Origin of the sequence: Ruminococcus sp. zg-924 (genome assembly GCF_024433635.1) — a bacterium.
Lineage (GTDB): Bacteria > Bacillota > Clostridia > Oscillospirales > Acutalibacteraceae > UBA7067.
The window spans coordinates 13,927-32,264 of the sequence record NZ_WNJZ01000018.1; the positions used below are offsets into that span (position 1 = coordinate 13,927).

Consider the following 18,338-nt stretch of genomic DNA (forward strand, 5'->3'; position numbering starts at 1 on the left):
CACAACCTCAATTTTAAATATGTGTTAAAGACAAAGAGCTGCAACCGTGGAATCAGTTACAGCTCGTATAAGAAAAATCAAATTTAAGATGCGTTGGGTTTCCTTGGGCTTTTTATTTCATCATCATTGATACTCAGCGGAGCCGGTACTTTGCCTTGATTATGAATTATTGTTACGTTTTCGGGATTCTTAACGGTTTCGGCTGAAATGATAACCTTTTCAATAGTAGAATCAGACGGCACCTTGAACATCAAGTCCTTGAGGATACTCTCAAGGATTGAACGAAGTCCTCTTGCGCCTGTCTTTTCGTCTATCGCTTTATCCGCAATAGCCTCAAGCGCCTTATCTTCAAACTCAAGCACTACATCGTCAAGGGCAAAAAGCCGCTGATACTGCTTAATAAGTGCATTTTTAGGCTCCTTAAGTATTCTGACGAGAGAAGCCTTGTCAAGGCCGTTAAGTGCAGTGATTACAGGCAGTCTGCCGACAAGCTCAGGAATAAGGCCGAATTTAACAAGGTCATGCGAGATAACATTGCTCATCCAAGAGATTTCGTTAAGCTCTGTCTTGCTCATAACCTCAGCACCGAAGCCAAGGCTTGACGAGCCTGTTCTCTTTTCAACAACCTTTTCAAGTCCGTCAAAAGCACCGCCGCATATAAAGAGAATGTTCTTCGTGTTAATCTGCAAAAACTCCTGCTGAGGATGCTTTCTGCCGCCCTGTGGCGGAACATTTGAAACAGTACCCTCAAGAATTTTAAGCAGCGCCTGCTGAACGCCCTCTCCGCTTACGTCACGTGTGATGGACGGATTCTCGGACTTTCTTGAAATCTTGTCTATTTCGTCAATATAGATAATACCCATCTCAGCACGCTCAATGTCCATATCCGCAGCCTGAATCAAACGAAGAAGAATGTTTTCTACATCCTCTCCGACATAACCTGCCTGCGTAAGAGTAGTTGCGTCTGCAATAGCAAACGGAACATCAAGAATCTTTGCAAGCGTTTGTGCAAGATAAGTTTTGCCTGTACCTGTAGGACCGAGCATAAGCACGTTGCTCTTGACAAAATCCACATCGTCGCTGCCGTGCGTTACCCTTTTATAGTGGTTATAAACTGCTACGCTCAAGGTAATTTTAGCACTGTCCTGTCCGATAACGTATTCATCAAGCTTTGCTTTAATTTCTTCGGGCTTAAGCAAATTATCAAAAGCAATATTCTTTTTTTTCTTTTTGCCTTTGGCATTGGATTTTTCATCCTGCAATATTGAGTTACAAAGCTCAATACATTCATCACAGATGTAAACACCGTTGCCGGCTATTAATCTTCCTGCCAACTCCTGTGGCTTTCCACAAAAAGAGCAGTGAATGTTTCTCTCTCTGCTTGAGTCATCTTTGTTCGCCATTGAAATTAAGCTCCTATCTTAAACAATCAAGATTTATCTCTTCTCGATAACCTTATCAATCAGACCGTATTCAAGCGCCTGCTGAGCTGTCATAAAGTTATCTCTTTCGGTGTCACGTGCGATTACATCGTACGGCTGACCTGTTTTTTCAGACAAAATTGTGTTGAGCTTTTTCTTTGTCTGCAAAATATGGTCAGCGTGAATCATAATATCAGTTGCCTGACCCTTAGCACCGCCGCTTGGCTGGTGAATCATAATATCGCTGTTAGGCAGGGCAAGTCTTTTGCCCTTTGTTCCCGCTGCAAGCAGGAATGCGCCCATACTTGCCGCCATACCCATACAAATTGTTGATACATCACACTTGATGTAATTCATTGTATCGAAAATTGCAAGACCGTCTGTTACGCTGCCGCCGGGACTGTTGATATAAAGGGAAATATCCTTTGACGGATCCTGTCCCTCTAAAAACAGAAGCTGAGCAACAACAAGGCTTGCTGTGGCGCTGTTTACTTCATCATTGAGCATAATGATTCTGTCCTTGAGCAAACGTGAGAAGATGTCGTAAGAACGCTCGCCTCTGCCGTCCTGCTCAACTACATATGGAACTAAACTCATAAGAAATCATCCCTTTATATTTAATATACAAATCAGAGGATAGTCAAAAATTAAGCTATGTATTCAAAATTAAGCGATTTTTGCACTGTCCTTAACAAGCTGCATTGCCTTTTCAACGGCAAGATCCTTTGCAAGAGCATCAGCCGGAATAGCGTTCTTAACCTTGTCAGCCTCCATGCTGTATGCTTCGGCAAGTCTGTTGTACTCGTTCTCAACATCCTCGTCTGCAACCTCGATTGCTTCCTTCTCGGCAATCTTCTCAAGAATAAGGCGGAGCTTAACTCTTTTTTCAGCCTGCTCTCTGTATCCGCCTGCAAGAGTTTCAACATTCATACCTGTGTACTGCATATATGTTTCGAGGTCCATTCCCTGCTGACGCAAACGCATATCAAACTCTCTGAGCATCTCGTTCACTTCGTTATTGTACATAGCCTGAGGAACCTCACCCTCAAGAAGCTCAACCAGCTTGTCAGTGAGCTGGTTTTCAACATCGTTTTCAGACTCTCTCTGAAGTCTTTGGGCAACCTCGCCCTTAAGCTCTTCCTTGTACTCGTCTATTGTTTCCTTGTCGCTTACGTCCTTAACAAACTCGTCGTCAAAGTCCGGAAGCTGTCTTTCCTTGATTTCATGGAGAACAATCTTAAACTCAGCGTCCTTGCCCTTAAGGTCGTCAACCTGATAATCCTCAGGGAACTTAACTGTGATTGTAAATTCGTCGTTTGTGTTGTGGCCGATAATCTGCTCCTCAAAACCGGGGATAAAGCTGCCGCTGCCGATTTTGAGGTTGTAATTCTCTGCCTTGCCGCCCTCAAATGCTACACCGTCAACAAAGCCCTCAAAGTCAATTACAGTGAGGTCATCGTTCTGAACCGGTCTGTTCTCTACTGTTACAAGGCGGCTGTTGCGCTCTCTGACATTTTGAATTTCCTGCTCAAGGATTTCATCAGTAACCTCAGTTGATTTTGCAGTAACCTCAATACCCTTATAGTTGTTTACATCAATTGTCGGCTTAACTGTAACAACAGCCATGAATGTAAAGCCGTCATCACCTACCTCAACAACATCAAGGTCGATTTTGTCATTTATTATCTCAAGACCTGCTTCCTTAGCGGCTTCTTCGAGTGCTTCCGGATATAAATCCTGCATAGCGTCCTCATAGAAAACCTCTTTGCCATACATTTTCTCAATAATGCTCTTCGGTGCCTTTCCCTTACGGAAGCCCGGAACGTTTATATTTTTGCTCTTTTTACGGAAAACATTGTTAATTGCCTTTTGAAAGGTTTCGCCGTCAATCTGAACCTCAAGCTCATGGCGATTTGTTTCTACCTCTTTAGTTGACTTCAAACTCATTTTACATTTCCTCCATAATAACAGTGTATCTCATATTGTATCACACATTAACGTAGATTGCCATAGCTTAATGTGTAAATATTTTATAAACTTTTTATCTTATCAGGTTAGGGATAAAGCGAAGATAATCACAGGAAACCAGATGCATTTCAACACCCTTGTAGTCGCCCGTTACGGCATACTTAAAAGCGTTTGAGCCGTGAAGATGCCCGTAGTAGCATTTGCCGATTTTATATTCAAGCAGAATATTCATCAGCTCTTCACATTCCCGACCCTGATATACAGGCGGATAATGCAGGAACGCCACAGGCACCTTTCCTGTTTTCAGCGCCGCCTCAATAGACGTTCTAAGCCTGCCTGCTTCACGGTTGATAATCTTTTTATCAGCGTCAGCCTCGGCGTCATAGAACCATCCTCTTGTGCCGCAGACGGCGTAATTATCAAGCTCATATGCGTTGTTAAACATAATTGAAATTGTATCGAAGCAGTTTTGCTTTAGATAATCCTCGATTTTCTTTTTTGTCTGCCACCAATAGTCGTGGTTGCCCTTAATGAATATTTTTCTGCCGGGAAGCTCATTTATAAACTTGAAGTCCTCATAGGTTTCCTCAAGCTTCATCGCCCAAGAAATATCACCGCCGATAATAACGGTGTCGTTATCGGTTACAAGCTTTTTCCAGTTGCTCTCAAGGCGAGATACATAATCTGTCCAGCCTCTGAAAATATCCATTGGCTTGTTTGTACCAAGCGACAGGTGCAAATCTGCAATGGCAAACAAAGACATTTATTCAATACCCAAAGAATTAAGTACGTATGTTGGCATATCGCCGACAGCTATAACATTCTTAAAACGAACCTCACGGTCCTTTAAAGCTGAAAGCGGAGCCGGAACAGGCTGAGCCGTTACCCTGTTAAGCTCGTCAACCATATCAAACTCATTCTCAGGAAGAGTGCTGTCGCTGTCCACAGCCTCTAAAACAGACTTTGAGAACTTATATGGGCTTGCAGTTGAAACAACAACCGACGGTGTTGTATCGCCTGTTTCCTTAACGTAATTCTCATATACATTAACTGCAACTGCTGTGTGAGTGTCACAAAGGTATGAGCACTCAGTAAACATCTGCCTTATGGTTTCCTTTGTACCCTTGTCGTCACAGCAACCGCCGTAGAACAGAGCAGACACCTTGTCCTTAACCTCAGCAGGAACAGTGTAGCTGCCGTTTGATTTCAGCGCAGTCATCCATTCCTTAACCTGCTTATCGTTGCTGCCGGAGAGATGATACAGAAGTCTTTCAAGATTGCTTGAAACAAGTATATCCATTGAAGGAGAAATTGTTGTGTAGAAGCTTCTGTTTTTATTGTACTCACCTGAACGGATAAAGTTGGTTAAAACATTGTTAGAGTTAGATGCACAGATAAATTTATTTATAGGCAGACCCATTCTCATAGCATAGTATGAAGCGAGAATGTTTCCGAAGTTACCTGTCGGCACGCATACGTTGATTTTGTCGCCAAGGTTAATTCTTCCGCTGTTTACCATATCGCAGTAGGCTGAGAAATAATATACAATCTGCGGCAGGAGTCTGCCCCAGTTGATTGAGTTTGCGCTTGAGAAAAGCATATTGTTATCGTGGAGCTTTTCTATAATCTGAGAGGTTGTGAAGATGTTCTTAACGCCTGTCTGAGCGTCGTCAAAGTTACCCTCAATAGCGCATACGTTTACGTTGTTGCCAAGCTGAGTGTTCATCTGATGCTTTTGCATCGGACTAACGCCCTTTTCCGGATAAAAGACGATTATCCTTGTGCCGTCAACATCCTTAAAGCCCTCAAGAGCCGCCTTACCTGTATCGCCTGAGGTTGCAACAAGTATAACAGCCTCTTTGCCCTCAGAGGTCTTTTTGAGAGATTTTGTAAGAAGATGCGGCAAAATCTGAAGCGCCATATCCTTGAATGCACAGGTTGGTCCGTGCCAAAGCTCAAGAATATTCATCTGTGCGCCGTTGCAAGTTTTAAAAACAACCGGAGCAGGATTATCGCCGCCGAATTTTTCCTTTGTATAAGCCTTAGTTACACACTCGTCAATTTCTTCCTGTGTGAAATCCTCAAGATAGTCGCTCAGGATTTTCTTGGCTCTGCCGCAATAGTCAAGCTTTGTAAGCTCTGCAATATCATTTAAGCTGTAGCTTGGAATTTCGCAGGGTACAAACAATCCGCCGTCAGCAGAAATACCCTGTGCAATAGCCTGAGCAGCCGAAACAGACACAGCCTTATTTGTTGTGCTGTTATACAACATAGTAATCATCCTTTCCCATAAAGCCGCAAAACCTCAGGTTTACGGTATATTACACCCTATTCTATAACAAAATTCACGTATTGTCAAAGGTTTCAAAAAAATTGTGAGCATTTGCCCAAAATATCTTATTTACAAGTGTTTCGCTGTAATTCAGCCGCAAAAATTCATTATATATTTTCGGCACATCAGCTATGCCGCATATATCGTCGGGCATATCACTGCCGTCAAAGTCACTGCCAATTGCAACTGTGTCCTCTCCGCCGAGCGACAGAAAATGCTCGCAGTGCTTCACTATGTCCTTAATTCCGGCTTTTCCACAGGACAAAAAGTCACGGTAAAAATTTAGTCCGATTATTCCGCCTGTGTCCCTGATTATTTTAAACTGCTCGTCGGTGAGGTTTCGCCTGTGGTTGCAAATTGTCCTTGAGTTTGAATGTGTTGCAACAAACGGAGCAGTTGAATTCTCGGCAGTATCATAAAACGAGCGGTCGCTCAGGTGGGAAACGTCAACAACAATTTTATTTCTCTCCAGCTCCCGCACTGCCGCCTTGCCGAAATCTGTAAGTCCTGTATCATTATTAGTTTGCGCACCGCAGGCTATTTGATTGTCGCCGTTCCACGTAAGAGTCAGTATCTTAACATTATCATCGGCAAGCCGCTTGATATTGCTTAAATCACTACCAATAAGTCTGCCGCCCTCTACGGTCAGAACGGCGGTGTATTTTCCGCCAAAGCCGTTACCTTTATAAATATCAAAAGAATTATCATATGCATCTGTATTTAACCTTTGTACTGCTTTTTGATACAAGCTTTGCGCCTGCTCAAGCGTTATATCGTCCGGAATCCACACTGCAAAGCACTGAACCCATATTTTAAAGGAATCTTTGTCTCCGAGCGAAATATGGAAATCGTTATCGTACAGATTTTTATTTTCCGTCACCGCACGGTAGAGAGTGTCGCAATGCAAGTCAATATACTGCATAGCTGCCCTCCTGCTGAAAAGCATTCTTTATATAATTTGTTACTCTGAACTGCTGCGTTTGCTGAAAGTAAGTAACCTCGCATATATCAAAGCGTGGCTGTAATTTAACATAATTGCGCACCATATACAGATGAGCTGTTCTGATTATCTTATTTATTTTTGCTCTGTTTACAGCTTCAACAGGGCGAACAAGCGAGCCTTCTACCCTTGTCTTGACCTCGACAAAGGCTATTATGTTGTTCTTAACTGCAATAATGTCAATCTCGCCGAGATTTGTGGTAAAGTTTGTATCGGCTATTTTGTATTGATTTTTGAGCAGATACTTTTGCGCTCTGTCCTCACCGAGATGCCCGATTTCCTCTTTAGTCATTTATTTTCCACCTGTTATTTTTTTCAGAAAAGACGGTCTGTGTATCTCACACGGGCCGTATTCGAGAATCATTTCTCTATGTAGCTTCGTGCCGTAGCCCTTGTGCTTTGCAAACTGATACTGCGGAAATTTTTTATCGTATTCATACATCAGTCTGTCACGGCTGACCTTTGCAAGAATTGACGCTGAGGCTATCGACATTGACAGTGCGTCACCCTTTACAATCGGGTAAGCAGGAATTTCAAGGCTCGGCTTTTTATTTCCGTCAATCAGCGCAAAATCTGCCTTAATCGGCAAGCCTTCGACAGCTCGCTTCATAGCAAGCATTGCGGCGTTTAAAATATTGATTTCCTCTATTTCCTCAACGCTTGCCCATGCAACACAATATGCCGCCGCCTGCTCGGTTATTACGTCAAAAAGCTTTTCCCTCTTTTTTTCGCTTAGCTTCTTTGAGTCATTCACGCCTTCAATTATTGTATTCGGCGGCAAAATAACGGCAGCCGCACACACCGGCCCAGCCAATGGCCCTCTGCCGGCTTCATCAACTCCGCAGACTGCGCTGAAGCCGCTTGCAATGACCTTGTTTTCGTATTCTAACCAATCCATATTTTATCCTCTCGGCGGCAGCTCAAGGCTCACCTTGCCGAGTTTTCCTCCCCTGTATTCGTCCAAAAGCACATTGGCGGCACGCTCTGTGTCAACCTCTCCGCCCGAAATTAACATTCCTCTTTTTCTGCCGACAAGCTCTAAAAGCTCATACGGCGTGTAATCGTTAAGGTTTGTGTTTTGAAGCTTAAAACGCTCAATAAAGAACTGATTGGGACATTCCTGAAAAACCTCAAGCAGCCTTACTGCCAAAAGCTCTATGTCAAGGATTTGATCCTTAACCGCACCAGTGAAAGCAAGCTTTTCGCCCACCTCCGGATCGTCAAACTTCGGCCATAAAACACCCGGCGTGTCCAACAGCTCTATATTTCCGTCAATTGTGTACCACTGATTTCCCCTTGTAACACCGGGTCTGTCCTCTGCCCTTGCTCTTGTTTTCCCTGCAAGCTTATTAATAAATGAGGATTTTCCCACGTTTGGAATACCCACAATCATTATTCTTATGCCCCTGCCTATCATTCCGCTTTGCTGCCACTTGTCAATGCTCGGCTTCATAATATCACGAACCGCAGGCAAAAACTGCTTAACACCCTTACCGCTTTTGCAGTCAACCGGAATAGCCTTGATATTTTTTGAATTAAAGTAATTCACCCACATTGCGGTAACGTTTGGATTAGCCATATCGCATTTATTGAGCAGGACTATTCTCGGCTTATTTTTCACAAGAGCGTCAATATCGGGATTGCGACTGCTTTGAGGGAGCCTTGCGTCAACTATTTCTGCAACAAGATCTACCATACGCAGGCTTTCCTTTATTCGGCGTATAGCCTTTGTCATATGTCCGGGGAACCACTGTATATTTTGTTTATCAGCCATTTTATCCTCCTAAAAAAATCAGGCGTACTGAAGTGTACGCCCGTTAATATTCATAAGTAATTAACGAAATTAATCGACAAAACCGAATCTGTTAAATGGCAGCCAAATAAGCTGAGCCTTGCCGATAATATCGGTTTTATTTATTAAGCCGACCTTCTGTGAACGGCTGTCAAGGGAGTGATTTCTGTTGTCACCCATAACAAAGACCTTTCCCTCCGGGATTACATCAGGAATTTCAAGGTCGCTATCAAGCTGATTGTAAACCATGGGTTCCGGCAGATAAGGCTCGTCAATTACTACGCCGTCAACAAGAACACGGTTGTTTTCATAATCAATCTTAACAGACTGACCCTCTGTGGCAATTACTCTTTTGATAATCGGCGTAGGGTATTCCTGTCCGTGACTAATAACAACAACATCGCCGTCAGCAGGCTCATAAAGCAAATTTGTTGTAAAAACCTGCTCGCCGTCAAACAAGGTATCCTTCATGGAACTACCGTCAACACGGATAAGTCTTAAAACAAATGTGAGCAGTAAAACCACAACCAACATTGGCGGTAGCAGGAGCTGTATCCACTCAAAAGCAGATACAAGCGGACCCTTTTTCTGCTCAATAGTATTTACCCTTGATACAGGAGCCGGCGCTTCGCTGTCCTGTGCGGCACGCAAAAAGTCCTCGTTTTCGTCATGAAGAAAATCTAAATCGTCGGTCATATGTTATACCTCCGTGTGTTATAGCAAAAAAGGGACAAAAACTGTCCCTTTAAAAAATTATCAGCGAATTTGCTCCTTAACCTTAGCAGCCTTACCAACTCTGTCACGAAGATAATAGAGCTTACTTCTGCGAACCTTACCGTATCTAACGATTTTAACATCCTTTACGTTAGGTGAGTGAATCGGGAATACTCTTTCAACACCAACGCCGTAGGATACTCTTCTTACTGTGAAGGTTTCGGCTACGCCGCTACCTCTTTTTGCAATAACTGTACCCTCGAACATCTGGATTCTTTCTCTTTCGCCCTCACGGATGTTTACACTGATTCTTACAGTGTCACCGATGTTGAACTGCGGAATTTCAGATTTCATTGAATCAGCTGAAATTTTCTTTAATGCTTCTGTCATAATTTTTTCCTCCTGTTTTATAGACATTCATGCTTACGCAGAGGACTGTCCGCTTCAATATCTCGACAATAGTCGGGCTGTTGACTCCCGTTAAGCAGGTAACGGATTTCAAATGCTTAAGTATTATATCACACTTGGCAAAGTAAATCAAGAGTTATTTTTCCTTTTTTTCAAGATAAGAAACAAAGCGTTCAAAATACTGCGGCATTGGCGACTGAAATTCAAGGTACTTACCGCTTGACGGGTGAACAAAGCCTATTTTGTAGGCATGCAGACATTGCCCGACTAAGTATTTTTCGTTGTCCCGCCTGACTCCGCCGTAAACGTCATCTCCTGCAACCGGATGCCCGATATACGACATATGAACCCTTATCTGATGCGTTCTGCCTGTTTCCAGCCGGCATATAATATGTGTGTATCCGTTATATTGCTTTTTAACAAAATAATGAGTAACGGCATTTTTCGAGTTTTTGTCTGTAACCGTCATTCTTTTTCTGTCGATATGATGTCGCCCTATCGGAGCGTCAACAGTACCGTGTTCGGATATTCCTCCGCAGACAACAGCCATATATTCCCTTGTAAAGGAATGTTCCTTTATCTGAGATGCAAGGTGCTTGTGTGAGTTATCATTTTTTGCCACTATAAGCAAGCCGCTTGTGTTTTTGTCAATTCTGTGAACTATACCGGGTCGAAGCTCTCCGTTTATGCCGGAAAGCGAATCCTTGCAGTGATACAGCAGTGCGTTTACAAGCGTACCGCTGTAATTACCTGGAGCAGGATGAACAACCATACCCTTGGGCTTGTTTACCACAATCAAATCATCGTCCTCATACACGATGTCAAGGGGTATATTCTCCGGCTGTGCTGAAACATCAACAGGGTCCGGTATTGTCACCGTTACGCTGTCGCCGATTCTTAACTTATAATTTTTTGTCTGCACCTTACCGCTGATAAGCACCTGTCCGTCCTCAATAAGCTTTGACAAAAAGCTCCTTGTCCGGTCAGGTATCTGCTGAGAAAGAAATTTATCCAGTCTTACTCCGACGGCGGTATCATCACACAAAAAGTCAAGCTGCTGCATTTTTATCAATCCTTTTCTCCTTATCGCTTTTCAGAAAGTCGGTAAAGAAGAACAGATAAATCAGGAATATAATCACGCCTGCCGTAACACAGTAATCGGCAAAGTTGCACACCGGCGGAAAAAATGACAGCTGAATATAATCTACCACGTATCCGTATAGTATTCTGTCTATCATATTTCCTATACCGCCGCCTATTAAAAGAGCCGCCGAAATATAAAACAGATTGCTCTGATTCTTTAGCTTAAGCACTGCTACAATCAACGCAAGTATTACTACCGATGTAAGCGCAATAAAAATCCAACGCTGATTGGCAAGCATTCCAAACGCCATACCTTTGTTTTCAACATATGTGAAGTTTAGCAGGCCTTCAATAACTGTTACGGACCTTATAGGCTTTAATTGATTGATAACGAGTATTTTGACAAGCTGGTCAGCAGCTACCACAACAGCGGCTATGATAAATGTCATTATTTTTTTCATATAATCAGTTCTCCGAATAATAATATAGCGGCGTATCGACAGACACACCGCCAAGATTATTGGTTATGTATATTATTACAGGTGTAACAGGGATTATTCCTCGCTTTGAGCGTTGCTTACAGCTTCCTCTGCTGCCTTCTGAACAGCGTCGGTTGAGAATTCTGTTGTAATATCAACTACGTCCTTATCCTTTGGCGCAGTTTCCTTTGTAATCTCATTAACTGTTTTTTCAACCTCTGAATGAGCAACCGGTGTGTAAACAGCATTCTCGTCAACAGGGTACTTTCTGTCAAGCTCATTCTTAGTTTTGCTCATATCCTCAACAGTTGGAAGCTCGTCTATAAGAGCCAAGTGGTTTTTATATATCTCAAGGAGCTGCTCTCTTAACACAACGGCGTCAGCCTGAAGCTTGAGATAGTTGTTTTTCTGCTCAACAACGGCTGCATTTGCATTTACGATAATATCGTGAGCCTTAACCTTAGCATCGTTCACAATCTTTTCAGCCTGCTCGTTAGCCTCTTTCTTTGTAGCGTCCATAACCTTCTGAGCATTAATAAGAGCACCCCTTACGTTCTCCTCGTCACGGCGGTATTCTTCAATTCTCTTAGCGAGTATGTCAAGCTTTTTAACAAGTTCAATCTTGTCCTTCTTATTCTGCTCAAGTGTTGCAACAACATCTTCAATAAATACCTCAACATCATCCGGACGGAAACCGCCAAGATTTGCCTTTCTGAAGCTGATATTTTTTACCTCATCAATTGTAAGCATAAATTATTCTCTCCTATCTGTATTTTTTTATTATCAGTTTTTTCTTTCCTTTTTTACTTTCGCCGGCAAGCTCCTCTAAAACAAGCTTGCCTTTCCCCTTGAACACAATCGAGTCGCCCTGTTTAAGCTGATATGACGGCGACTGCCTTATTGTGTGATTAACCGATACAAGCCCTGACTTAACCGCCTGTGAGCTTTTATCTCTGCTTAAGTTTAATACCGCAGACACCACATTGTCAAGTCTTAGCGAAGAAACAGTGATATTCAAATATTCTGTATCGTCCTTAAATTGAATATCCTGTGCGTCGGTATATTCAAGCTTTACACCTACTCTGCCGATTTTCTCAAGCTGAGAAATAATGTAATCGGATATTTCCGACTTTACATAAATCAAGGCTATACCATCGGATATTTTAATATCTCCTACACAGCTTCGCTTGATTCCAAGGCTCATTAATGCACCTAAAAAATCACGGTGAGAAAGCTTAAACTGATTCGGATAGTCTGCCTTTATTATCTTAATCGGAAAGAAACTTCCTTGCGGTGATATTGCATCGGGAAAAATCCCTGCTATTGTTCGCAGTGCGTTGTCATTACCGCCCCAAAGCAGGTAATTTACAGTGTTCTGCCCTTTAAGTAGGGTCACCGCCTGCTGCGCCTCCTCTTCATTCAGGAAGCCAACAAACTGCGGCTTGTCCCGAAGCTCAGCAAGGCGAATTGCGTCCTTTATCTGCAAGGAAACACTATTTTCAGAATTCATCAGAAGTACAAGCCGTTACTTTCAAGCTCGTCAAGAAGCTCGTCTCCTGTTAAGTCAACATTATTCGGAATAATAAGATAGGTGCTTGTTGCAATTCTCTTAACTGAGCCGTTACTTCCGTATGCACAGCCGCTTAAGAAATCAAGTATTCTTCTTGAAATATCACGGTCTGTTTTTTCAAGATTCAAAACCACCGTATGTGATTTTATCAGCTCGTCTGCAATAGCCTTTGTTTCTGCACCGAAGGTTTCCGGCTGGAACAGAACAACCTGAAGCTTTGCTGTGGCGCTGATATTTACAACCTTGTTCTTTCTTGTTTCACCTGTTGAAGAAGAATAGGACGGGTAGCTTGAAGCAAAAGAAGATGATGATGAAGATGAGGAGCTTGAAGAAGAGTAAGAGCTGCTTGAGCGTGAGCTTGAGTAATCGCTTACATCCTCTTCGTCGTCATCGTAATCATCGTAGTTATCATAATCCTCGTCATAGCTATCGTAATCGTCATCCGGAACGTCCCACATACGTTTGAATTTATCTACTAAACCTGCCATTTATTTTTCCTCCGTTAAACATATATTCTCGGTCCAAACAGTGCAGAGCCAACTCTGACCATGTTTGCACCCTCTAAAATAGCCTCCTCATAGTCAGAAGACATACCCATAGATAAAATCTGCATATCTACATTATCTAATTTTTTGCCCTTAATGTCAATAAATAGTTTGTTCATTCTTGAAAAATATTTTCTAATCTCTGTTTTTTCACTGCAAATTGGCGGAATTGTCATCAATCCCTTGACGGAAATATTGTCAAGCTCGGCTATTTCACCCAAAAGCTCCTCCAGTTTTTCCGGCTCAACTCCCGATTTATTTTCCTCTCCGCCGATATTTACCTCAACAAGTATATCTGTTTTTGTGCTTTTCAGCTGACCCTGCCTTGATATTTCCGTTGCAAGCTTTAAGCTGTCAACCGACTGGATAAGGTCAACCTTACCGACAATCTGGCGGATTTTATTGCTCTGCAAATGTCCGATAAAATGAAGTGAAGCATTTTCAAGGTCGTAATAATCATATTTTGCAAGAAGCTCCTGCACCCTGTTTTCGCCTATATATTTTAGTCCGCAGGAAATTGCACGGTTAATATATACAGGCTCAACAGTTTTTGTTGCGGCAAGAAAAATTATATCCTTCCTGCTCTTTCCCGCCTTCTGTGCGGCAACAGAAATATTCTCCTCAATCTGCTTGAAGTTATATTCAACGTCCTCCATTTTCTTGGTATCATACTCTAACACTTTTTCCGTCATATAAATCAGTACCTCCTATTACTACCCTGTCATAGAGCTTAACTGTTTCGTCGCTGAAAAGCTCCTCGTCATTGTCGGTTGTCTGCTTGCAGATAACGAAGTCCTCGTCGGAGTAAAGAATAATAACCTCCTTAAACTCCATTACGTTTCCGCTGACAGCGTAAACACCCTTAACCTTTCGGCTTTCCTCTTTTTCATTGCCCTTGTCATCGGTAACCGTTCTTGTAACAGTTCCCTCGTGAAGAGCCGACTTGCTTATTTTAAGTCCCTCATAGGTTTGAATATCAATTCTTAACTGCTCCTGCCTTACCGAGGCAAGCACAGGACTCAAATAATTGCATTGGAGTACAAGCGCTCCGTCGGAGGTTTTGGTTTCTTGGTTCATAGCGGCTATTTTTACCGGCACGCTCTGCGCCGAAACGTAGGGCATATTAACCTTTATCTGTGACGAGTCAAGGTTTTTGTTGATTGCAAGGCTTTCCTCCGCCTTTATAGGACAAATCATATACCAGTTAAGCTCGCTTACAACCTTTCCTATTACATTATCGGCAACCTTGTCCGCCTCATATTTAAGCTCTTTATTAGCTTGGTCAAGCGTTGTTTCAGTTGCTTTTTTGTAGTCAAACTTTTTTTCAAAGCCGTCTGTTGTAGTTGTAAAATAACCTGCAACCGGTGACTTTATCTCGGCAATGGCCTCTCCGGTTGTTCCCTTAAGCGTGTTGTATTCCTGCTGAAGCGACGCTATCTTTGGGGAATAATCCTTAACAGCTCCCACAACAAGCATACTTTCGTTAAGAGAGTAGAGAAGGCTGTCATCGTTGTCAACAAGGCTTAGCATATTGCCGCTGACTATGTTTTTGCTAATATCCATAATCTGTGAATTTATTTGGTTTCTTATGCTGTCAAGGCCTGATGTTTCACGCTGAGCAGACTTGTTGAGCTTTTGGAAACTATCTATCCGCTGCTGTATCTGATTCATAAGCTTATGGTTGTTTGCGTCCTGCTCGCTTGCATAAACCTTTGCTATTATTCCGTTTGCGGCAACCTTTCTGTTTCCGTCATATTCGTAGGAAACAACGCCGTTTGTATCGTTAGTGATAAGTGTTTCGTTGCGTACAATATAACCGTCCGCATAAATGGAATCAGCGGCTGTTGAAAGCGCAACGGTTTCAGTCTTTACAACCGAGAAGTTAGCTCCGTAGAGCAAATATATAATATACAAAAAGGCTATAAAGCACAGTGCTATGATACAAGCCTTTTTAAATGTTGACTTTCCCAATGTTTTTCACCTTACCTGTCAATCTAAAATCCTGCTGCACTCGACAATATTGCAGGCTTCTTTAATAATATCACCATTTGACAATTTATCAATATCAATCCAATTAATTTTTTCATCACGCCGAAACCAAGTAAGCTGTCGCTTTGCGTATCGGCGTGTTTCCATTTTTAATTTCTCTATGGCGTCATCAAGGGTCATACTTCCCTCAAGATACGGTATAAGCTCCTTGTAGCCTATCGCCATTTTTGCAGTTTTGCCGAGGTTTAAAGCCATAATCCTTTTTGTTTCGTCAAGCAGACCGCTTTCAAGCATAATATCTACCCTTTTGTTTACTCTGTCATACAATAACTGCCTGTTTTCAGATTTAAGACCTATTCTTACATCATTATACGGCGGCTGTGAAAGACGGGAATTTTTTATGCTTTCAGTCATTGTAACGCCTGTTGTTTTGTAAATTTCAATTGCTCGGACAATACGCTTGACGTTTTTTTGTTCAGATAATCTTTTAGCACTTTCACTGTCAAACTCACTGAGCATTTCAAGCAGCTTGTCTGCACCCTGTGCTTTGGCAACGCTTAACAGCTCTTCTCTTAAATTCTCATCTGATGAGGACTGCGAAAACTCAATGTTATTGAGCAGCGAAGATATGTAAAGCCCTGTGCCGCCGACAATTATCGGAAGCTTTTCTCGGCTGTGAATGTCAAGGATTTTCTCCTTAGCAACGGCAACATAATCTGCCACCGAAAACGGAGTATCGGGCGGACAAAAGCCTATAAGATGATGCGGTATTCCCTGCATTTCTTTCTTGGTAGGCTTCGCCGTAGCAATATCCATATATTTATAAATCTGCATTGAATCGGCAGAGATTATTTCGCCGTTATATTTTTTTGCAAGCTCAATCCCAAGCGAAGTTTTGCCGGATGCGGTGGGGCCGACAACTGCAACAAGCGGGATTTTTTGTAAATCATTCAATTTATTACACCCTGCCAAACATTTTTTCAAATTCACTTTTCTTTATAACAGTGCATACCGGACGTCCGTGAGGACAGTAGCGTATTCTTTCGTCGTTTTCTACTATACGAAGTATTTCCTTAAGCTCTGCTTCATTGTTGATATTGCCGCCCTTGATAGCCGCACGGCAGGCTACATTGTGATAGACCCAATCCATCTTTTCGCTTTCGATAAGCTTTTTGTTATCAAGAAGATACCCTGCCATTTCTTCAACCGTTGATTTTAAATCCTCAATTTTCAGATACTGCGGATACGCTCTTACCAAAACAGTTGAACTGCCGAATTCGTCTATTTCAAATCCAAGGCGTGTAAAGGCTTCAATATTATTCGTAACAGCGTCATATTCGCCGCTGCTGAGCAGTACGGAAACAGGTTCAAGCAATGTTTGAGAATAAGCCGTTCCCTTTTCCTGCTTTAATCTTTCATATATTATTCTCTCATGTGCTGCGTGCTTGTCAATAATCAACATTTCCTTGTCGCCCCGCTGTGCGAGAATATATGTATTGAACACCTCGCCGATATACCTCACCGCAGGCTTTGCAATCTCGGTTATCGGATTACTGCTGTCTATCTCCTCTTGTGTTAAAGAAATTTCAGCCTGAGCGACCGGAATATCCTCACTTTTACACTCTTCAGTTTTTATTTCTTCGGTGCTGTTTCCAATTGAACCCTGCCGGAGTTTATCAGCATTGCGGCTGTTGTCAGCATCATTTTTCTCAGTCCCTACCGAAGTTTGATTTACAATGATATTCGCATTGTCAAGCATATTCAAATATGCCTCAACGGATTCTCTGTCGCTTGTGCTGTCGGAAAGCCTATGCGGCTGAGAATATGAGCTTGTTCTCGGAACTGATACAATCGGCTGCGAACTAACGCTGCTGTTTTGTCCTTGAGCAGTTAGGTTTTGCGTGTTGCTCTGCTTTTGATAAATAAGCTTAAGGCTGTCAAAGCTGAACGGGGTCTTTTGACCCGATGCGTTATAAACAGTTTTTTCATTCGGCTGAGAGCTTTTGAGCGTTACTTCCTTTTCCCTGTGGTTTGTATTGAGCGCAGACTTAACACCGTGATAAACCGCATCAAAAACAGGTCGTTCGTTGATAAAGCGTATCTCTGTTTTTGCAGGGTGAACATTGACGTCAACACCCTCAAAAGACAAGGAAATTTGAAGCACACAAGCCGGAAATTTGCCGACCATAACAGAGCCTTTGCAGGCTTCCTCAAGAGCTACCATTGCAGTGCGGCAGCGAACGTAACGGTTGTTAATAAAGAAATTCTGCATATTTCTGTTGGGTCTTGCGTTGTACGGCTGTGAGATATAGCCGCTTACAGATACTCCGCCGAGCGAATAGTCAACCGGAATAAGCCCCTTTGCAAAATCCCTGCCGAATACTGCGTAGACAGCAGAAAGCAGCTTTCCGTCTCCTGTTGTTTTGAGCGCCTGCTTTCCGTCACGAATGTATGTAAACGCAACCTCGGGGTGCGACAGTGCGATTTTATCTATTATTGCAGTGACGGCATTGCCCTCGGAAACGTCCTTTTTAAGAAATTTCATTCTTGCAGGCACGTTATAAAAAATATCACGTACGATTATCGTTGTGCCCTGAGGACACCCTGCACTGTCAAACTCAATTTCCTCGCCGCCGTGAATAACAAAACGTGTTCCGATTTCCTCGTTGTCGCTCAACGTCAGAAGCTCAACCTTTGCAACTGCGCTGACAGAAGCCAAAGCCTCGCCACGAAAGCCGAGAGTTGAAATTGAAGCCAAATCGTCCTCAGTTGCAACCTTGCTTGTTGCATGGCGTACAAAGGCATTTCTAATGTCCTCTTTCATTATTCCGCATCCATCATCCGTAACACGAATATACGAAACTCCGCCACGCATTATTTCAACTGTAATTGATTTTGAGCCTGCATCAATAGAATTTTCAACAAGCTCCTTAATGACGGACGCCGGTCTTTCAACAACCTCACCGGCTGCAATAAGCTCGGCTGTGTGCTTATCAAGCACATTAATTCTGCCCATACAGGCTCACCTCCTACAAGT

20 protein-coding genes are annotated in these 18,338 nt (G+C 42.6%); all 20 read right to left on the minus strand.

Going from position 1 to position 18,338, the window contains the following annotated elements; all coding sequences use genetic code 11:
* Positions 1-83 precede the first annotated feature (83 nt).
* Positions 84-1,403 carry an ATP-dependent Clp protease ATP-binding subunit ClpX gene (gene clpX / locus GMA13_RS08975; protein ID WP_255883513.1) on the minus strand — a complete coding sequence of 440 codons (1,320 nt, stop codon included), beginning with the start codon at positions 1,401-1,403 and terminating at the stop codon, positions 84-86.
* A gap of 33 nt (positions 1,404-1,436) precedes the next feature.
* Complete coding sequence (gene clpP, locus GMA13_RS08980; RefSeq protein ID WP_255883512.1) at positions 1,437-2,018, minus strand: ATP-dependent Clp endopeptidase proteolytic subunit ClpP; 582 nt, start codon at positions 2,016-2,018, stop codon at positions 1,437-1,439.
* A gap of 69 nt (positions 2,019-2,087) precedes the next feature.
* The gene (gene tig / locus GMA13_RS08985) at positions 2,088-3,368 is read right to left on the minus strand and encodes a trigger factor (protein WP_255883511.1); all 1,281 of its coding nucleotides are present in this window, start codon (positions 3,366-3,368) and stop codon (positions 2,088-2,090) included.
* Positions 3,369-3,462: 94 nt separating this feature from the next.
* On the minus strand, positions 3,463-4,152 hold the full coding sequence (locus tag GMA13_RS08990) for a metallophosphoesterase (protein ID WP_255883510.1): 690 nt from the start codon (positions 4,150-4,152) through the stop codon (positions 3,463-3,465).
* Complete coding sequence (thrC, locus tag GMA13_RS08995) at positions 4,153-5,661, minus strand: threonine synthase (RefSeq protein WP_255883509.1); 1,509 nt, start codon at positions 5,659-5,661, stop codon at positions 4,153-4,155. It abuts the gene before it with no gap.
* A gap of 73 nt (positions 5,662-5,734) precedes the next feature.
* Positions 5,735-6,643: a dipeptidase gene (locus GMA13_RS09000; RefSeq protein WP_255883508.1), complete on the minus strand. Its 909-nt coding sequence runs from the start codon at positions 6,641-6,643 to the stop codon at positions 5,735-5,737.
* Positions 6,630-7,013, minus strand: coding sequence for a YraN family protein (locus tag GMA13_RS09005; RefSeq protein ID WP_255883507.1), 384 nt, complete (start codon positions 7,011-7,013; stop codon positions 6,630-6,632). The genes GMA13_RS09000 and GMA13_RS09005 overlap by 14 nt, the downstream gene beginning before the upstream one ends.
* Positions 7,014-7,619, minus strand: coding sequence for a ribonuclease HII (locus tag GMA13_RS09010; protein WP_255883506.1), 606 nt, complete (start codon positions 7,617-7,619; stop codon positions 7,014-7,016).
* Between the two features lie 3 nt (positions 7,620-7,622).
* On the minus strand, positions 7,623-8,495 hold the full coding sequence (gene ylqF, locus GMA13_RS09015) for a ribosome biogenesis GTPase YlqF (RefSeq protein ID WP_255883505.1): 873 nt from the start codon (positions 8,493-8,495) through the stop codon (positions 7,623-7,625).
* Positions 8,496-8,564: 69 nt separating this feature from the next.
* Positions 8,565-9,209, minus strand: coding sequence for a signal peptidase I (gene lepB, locus GMA13_RS09020; RefSeq protein WP_255883504.1), 645 nt, complete (start codon positions 9,207-9,209; stop codon positions 8,565-8,567).
* A gap of 60 nt (positions 9,210-9,269) precedes the next feature.
* Positions 9,270-9,617, minus strand: coding sequence for a 50S ribosomal protein L19 (gene rplS / locus GMA13_RS09025; RefSeq protein WP_255883503.1), 348 nt, complete (start codon positions 9,615-9,617; stop codon positions 9,270-9,272).
* Between the two features lie 154 nt (positions 9,618-9,771).
* Positions 9,772-10,698, minus strand: coding sequence for an RluA family pseudouridine synthase (locus tag GMA13_RS09030; protein ID WP_255883526.1), 927 nt, complete (start codon positions 10,696-10,698; stop codon positions 9,772-9,774).
* The gene (gene lspA / locus GMA13_RS09035; RefSeq protein WP_255883502.1) at positions 10,685-11,179 is read right to left on the minus strand and encodes a signal peptidase II; all 495 of its coding nucleotides are present in this window, start codon (positions 11,177-11,179) and stop codon (positions 10,685-10,687) included. Before lspA ends, GMA13_RS09030 begins: the two co-directional genes overlap by 14 nt.
* Positions 11,180-11,272: 93 nt before the next feature.
* Positions 11,273-11,947, minus strand: coding sequence for a DivIVA domain-containing protein (locus GMA13_RS09040; RefSeq protein ID WP_255883501.1), 675 nt, complete (start codon positions 11,945-11,947; stop codon positions 11,273-11,275).
* 13 nt (positions 11,948-11,960) lie between these two features.
* Positions 11,961-12,707, minus strand: coding sequence for an RNA-binding protein (locus GMA13_RS09045; protein WP_255883500.1), 747 nt, complete (start codon positions 12,705-12,707; stop codon positions 11,961-11,963).
* Positions 12,707-13,255 (minus strand): cell division protein SepF, encoded by a 549-nt coding sequence (locus GMA13_RS09050; RefSeq protein WP_255883499.1) that lies wholly within the window; start codon positions 13,253-13,255, stop codon positions 12,707-12,709. The genes GMA13_RS09045 and GMA13_RS09050 overlap by 1 nt, the downstream gene beginning before the upstream one ends.
* A gap of 14 nt (positions 13,256-13,269) precedes the next feature.
* On the minus strand, positions 13,270-14,004 hold the full coding sequence (locus GMA13_RS09055; RefSeq protein WP_255883498.1) for a YggS family pyridoxal phosphate-dependent enzyme: 735 nt from the start codon (positions 14,002-14,004) through the stop codon (positions 13,270-13,272).
* Entirely contained in the window at positions 13,979-15,283 is a 1,305-nt protein-coding gene (locus GMA13_RS09060) for an HlyD family efflux transporter periplasmic adaptor subunit (protein ID WP_255883497.1), read from the minus strand. The genes GMA13_RS09055 and GMA13_RS09060 overlap by 26 nt, the downstream gene beginning before the upstream one ends.
* A gap of 18 nt (positions 15,284-15,301) precedes the next feature.
* Positions 15,302-16,255 carry a tRNA (adenosine(37)-N6)-dimethylallyltransferase MiaA gene (gene miaA, locus GMA13_RS09065; protein ID WP_255883496.1) on the minus strand — a complete coding sequence of 318 codons (954 nt, stop codon included), beginning with the start codon at positions 16,253-16,255 and terminating at the stop codon, positions 15,302-15,304.
* A gap of 4 nt (positions 16,256-16,259) precedes the next feature.
* Entirely contained in the window at positions 16,260-18,317 is a 2,058-nt protein-coding gene (mutL, locus tag GMA13_RS09070; RefSeq protein ID WP_255883495.1) for a DNA mismatch repair endonuclease MutL, read from the minus strand.
* Positions 18,318-18,338 lie beyond the last annotated feature (21 nt).

What these genes read in the sequence shown, in the direction of transcription:
- clpX (WP_255883513.1), bottom strand. Translation starts at nt 1,403, where the DNA reads ATGGCGAACAAAGATGACTCAAGCAGAGAGAGAAACATTCACTGCTCT.
- clpP (WP_255883512.1), bottom strand. Translation starts at nt 2,018, where the DNA reads ATGAGTTTAGTTCCATATGTAGTTGAGCAGGACGGCAGAGGCGAGCGT.
- tig (WP_255883511.1), bottom strand. Translation starts at nt 3,368, where the DNA reads ATGAGTTTGAAGTCAACTAAAGAGGTAGAAACAAATCGCCATGAGCTT.
- GMA13_RS08990 (WP_255883510.1), bottom strand. Translation starts at nt 4,152, where the DNA reads ATGTCTTTGTTTGCCATTGCAGATTTGCACCTGTCGCTTGGTACAAAC.
- thrC (WP_255883509.1), bottom strand. Translation starts at nt 5,661, where the DNA reads ATGTTGTATAACAGCACAACAAATAAGGCTGTGTCTGTTTCGGCTGCT.
- GMA13_RS09000 (WP_255883508.1), bottom strand. Translation starts at nt 6,643, where the DNA reads ATGCAGTATATTGACTTGCATTGCGACACTCTCTACCGTGCGGTGACG.
- GMA13_RS09005 (WP_255883507.1), bottom strand. Translation starts at nt 7,013, where the DNA reads ATGACTAAAGAGGAAATCGGGCATCTCGGTGAGGACAGAGCGCAAAAG.
- GMA13_RS09010 (WP_255883506.1), bottom strand. Translation starts at nt 7,619, where the DNA reads ATGGATTGGTTAGAATACGAAAACAAGGTCATTGCAAGCGGCTTCAGC.
- ylqF (WP_255883505.1), bottom strand. Translation starts at nt 8,495, where the DNA reads ATGGCTGATAAACAAAATATACAGTGGTTCCCCGGACATATGACAAAG.
- lepB (WP_255883504.1), bottom strand. Translation starts at nt 9,209, where the DNA reads ATGACCGACGATTTAGATTTTCTTCATGACGAAAACGAGGACTTTTTG.
- rplS (WP_255883503.1), bottom strand. Translation starts at nt 9,617, where the DNA reads ATGACAGAAGCATTAAAGAAAATTTCAGCTGATTCAATGAAATCTGAA.
- GMA13_RS09030 (WP_255883526.1), bottom strand. Translation starts at nt 10,698, where the DNA reads ATGCAGCAGCTTGACTTTTTGTGTGATGATACCGCCGTCGGAGTAAGA.
- lspA (WP_255883502.1), bottom strand. Translation starts at nt 11,179, where the DNA reads ATGAAAAAAATAATGACATTTATCATAGCCGCTGTTGTGGTAGCTGCT.
- GMA13_RS09040 (WP_255883501.1), bottom strand. Translation starts at nt 11,947, where the DNA reads ATGCTTACAATTGATGAGGTAAAAAATATCAGCTTCAGAAAGGCAAAT.
- GMA13_RS09045 (WP_255883500.1), bottom strand. Translation starts at nt 12,707, where the DNA reads ATGAATTCTGAAAATAGTGTTTCCTTGCAGATAAAGGACGCAATTCGC.
- GMA13_RS09050 (WP_255883499.1), bottom strand. Translation starts at nt 13,255, where the DNA reads ATGGCAGGTTTAGTAGATAAATTCAAACGTATGTGGGACGTTCCGGAT.
- GMA13_RS09055 (WP_255883498.1), bottom strand. Translation starts at nt 14,004, where the DNA reads ATGACGGAAAAAGTGTTAGAGTATGATACCAAGAAAATGGAGGACGTT.
- mutL (WP_255883495.1), bottom strand. Translation starts at nt 18,317, where the DNA reads ATGGGCAGAATTAATGTGCTTGATAAGCACACAGCCGAGCTTATTGCA.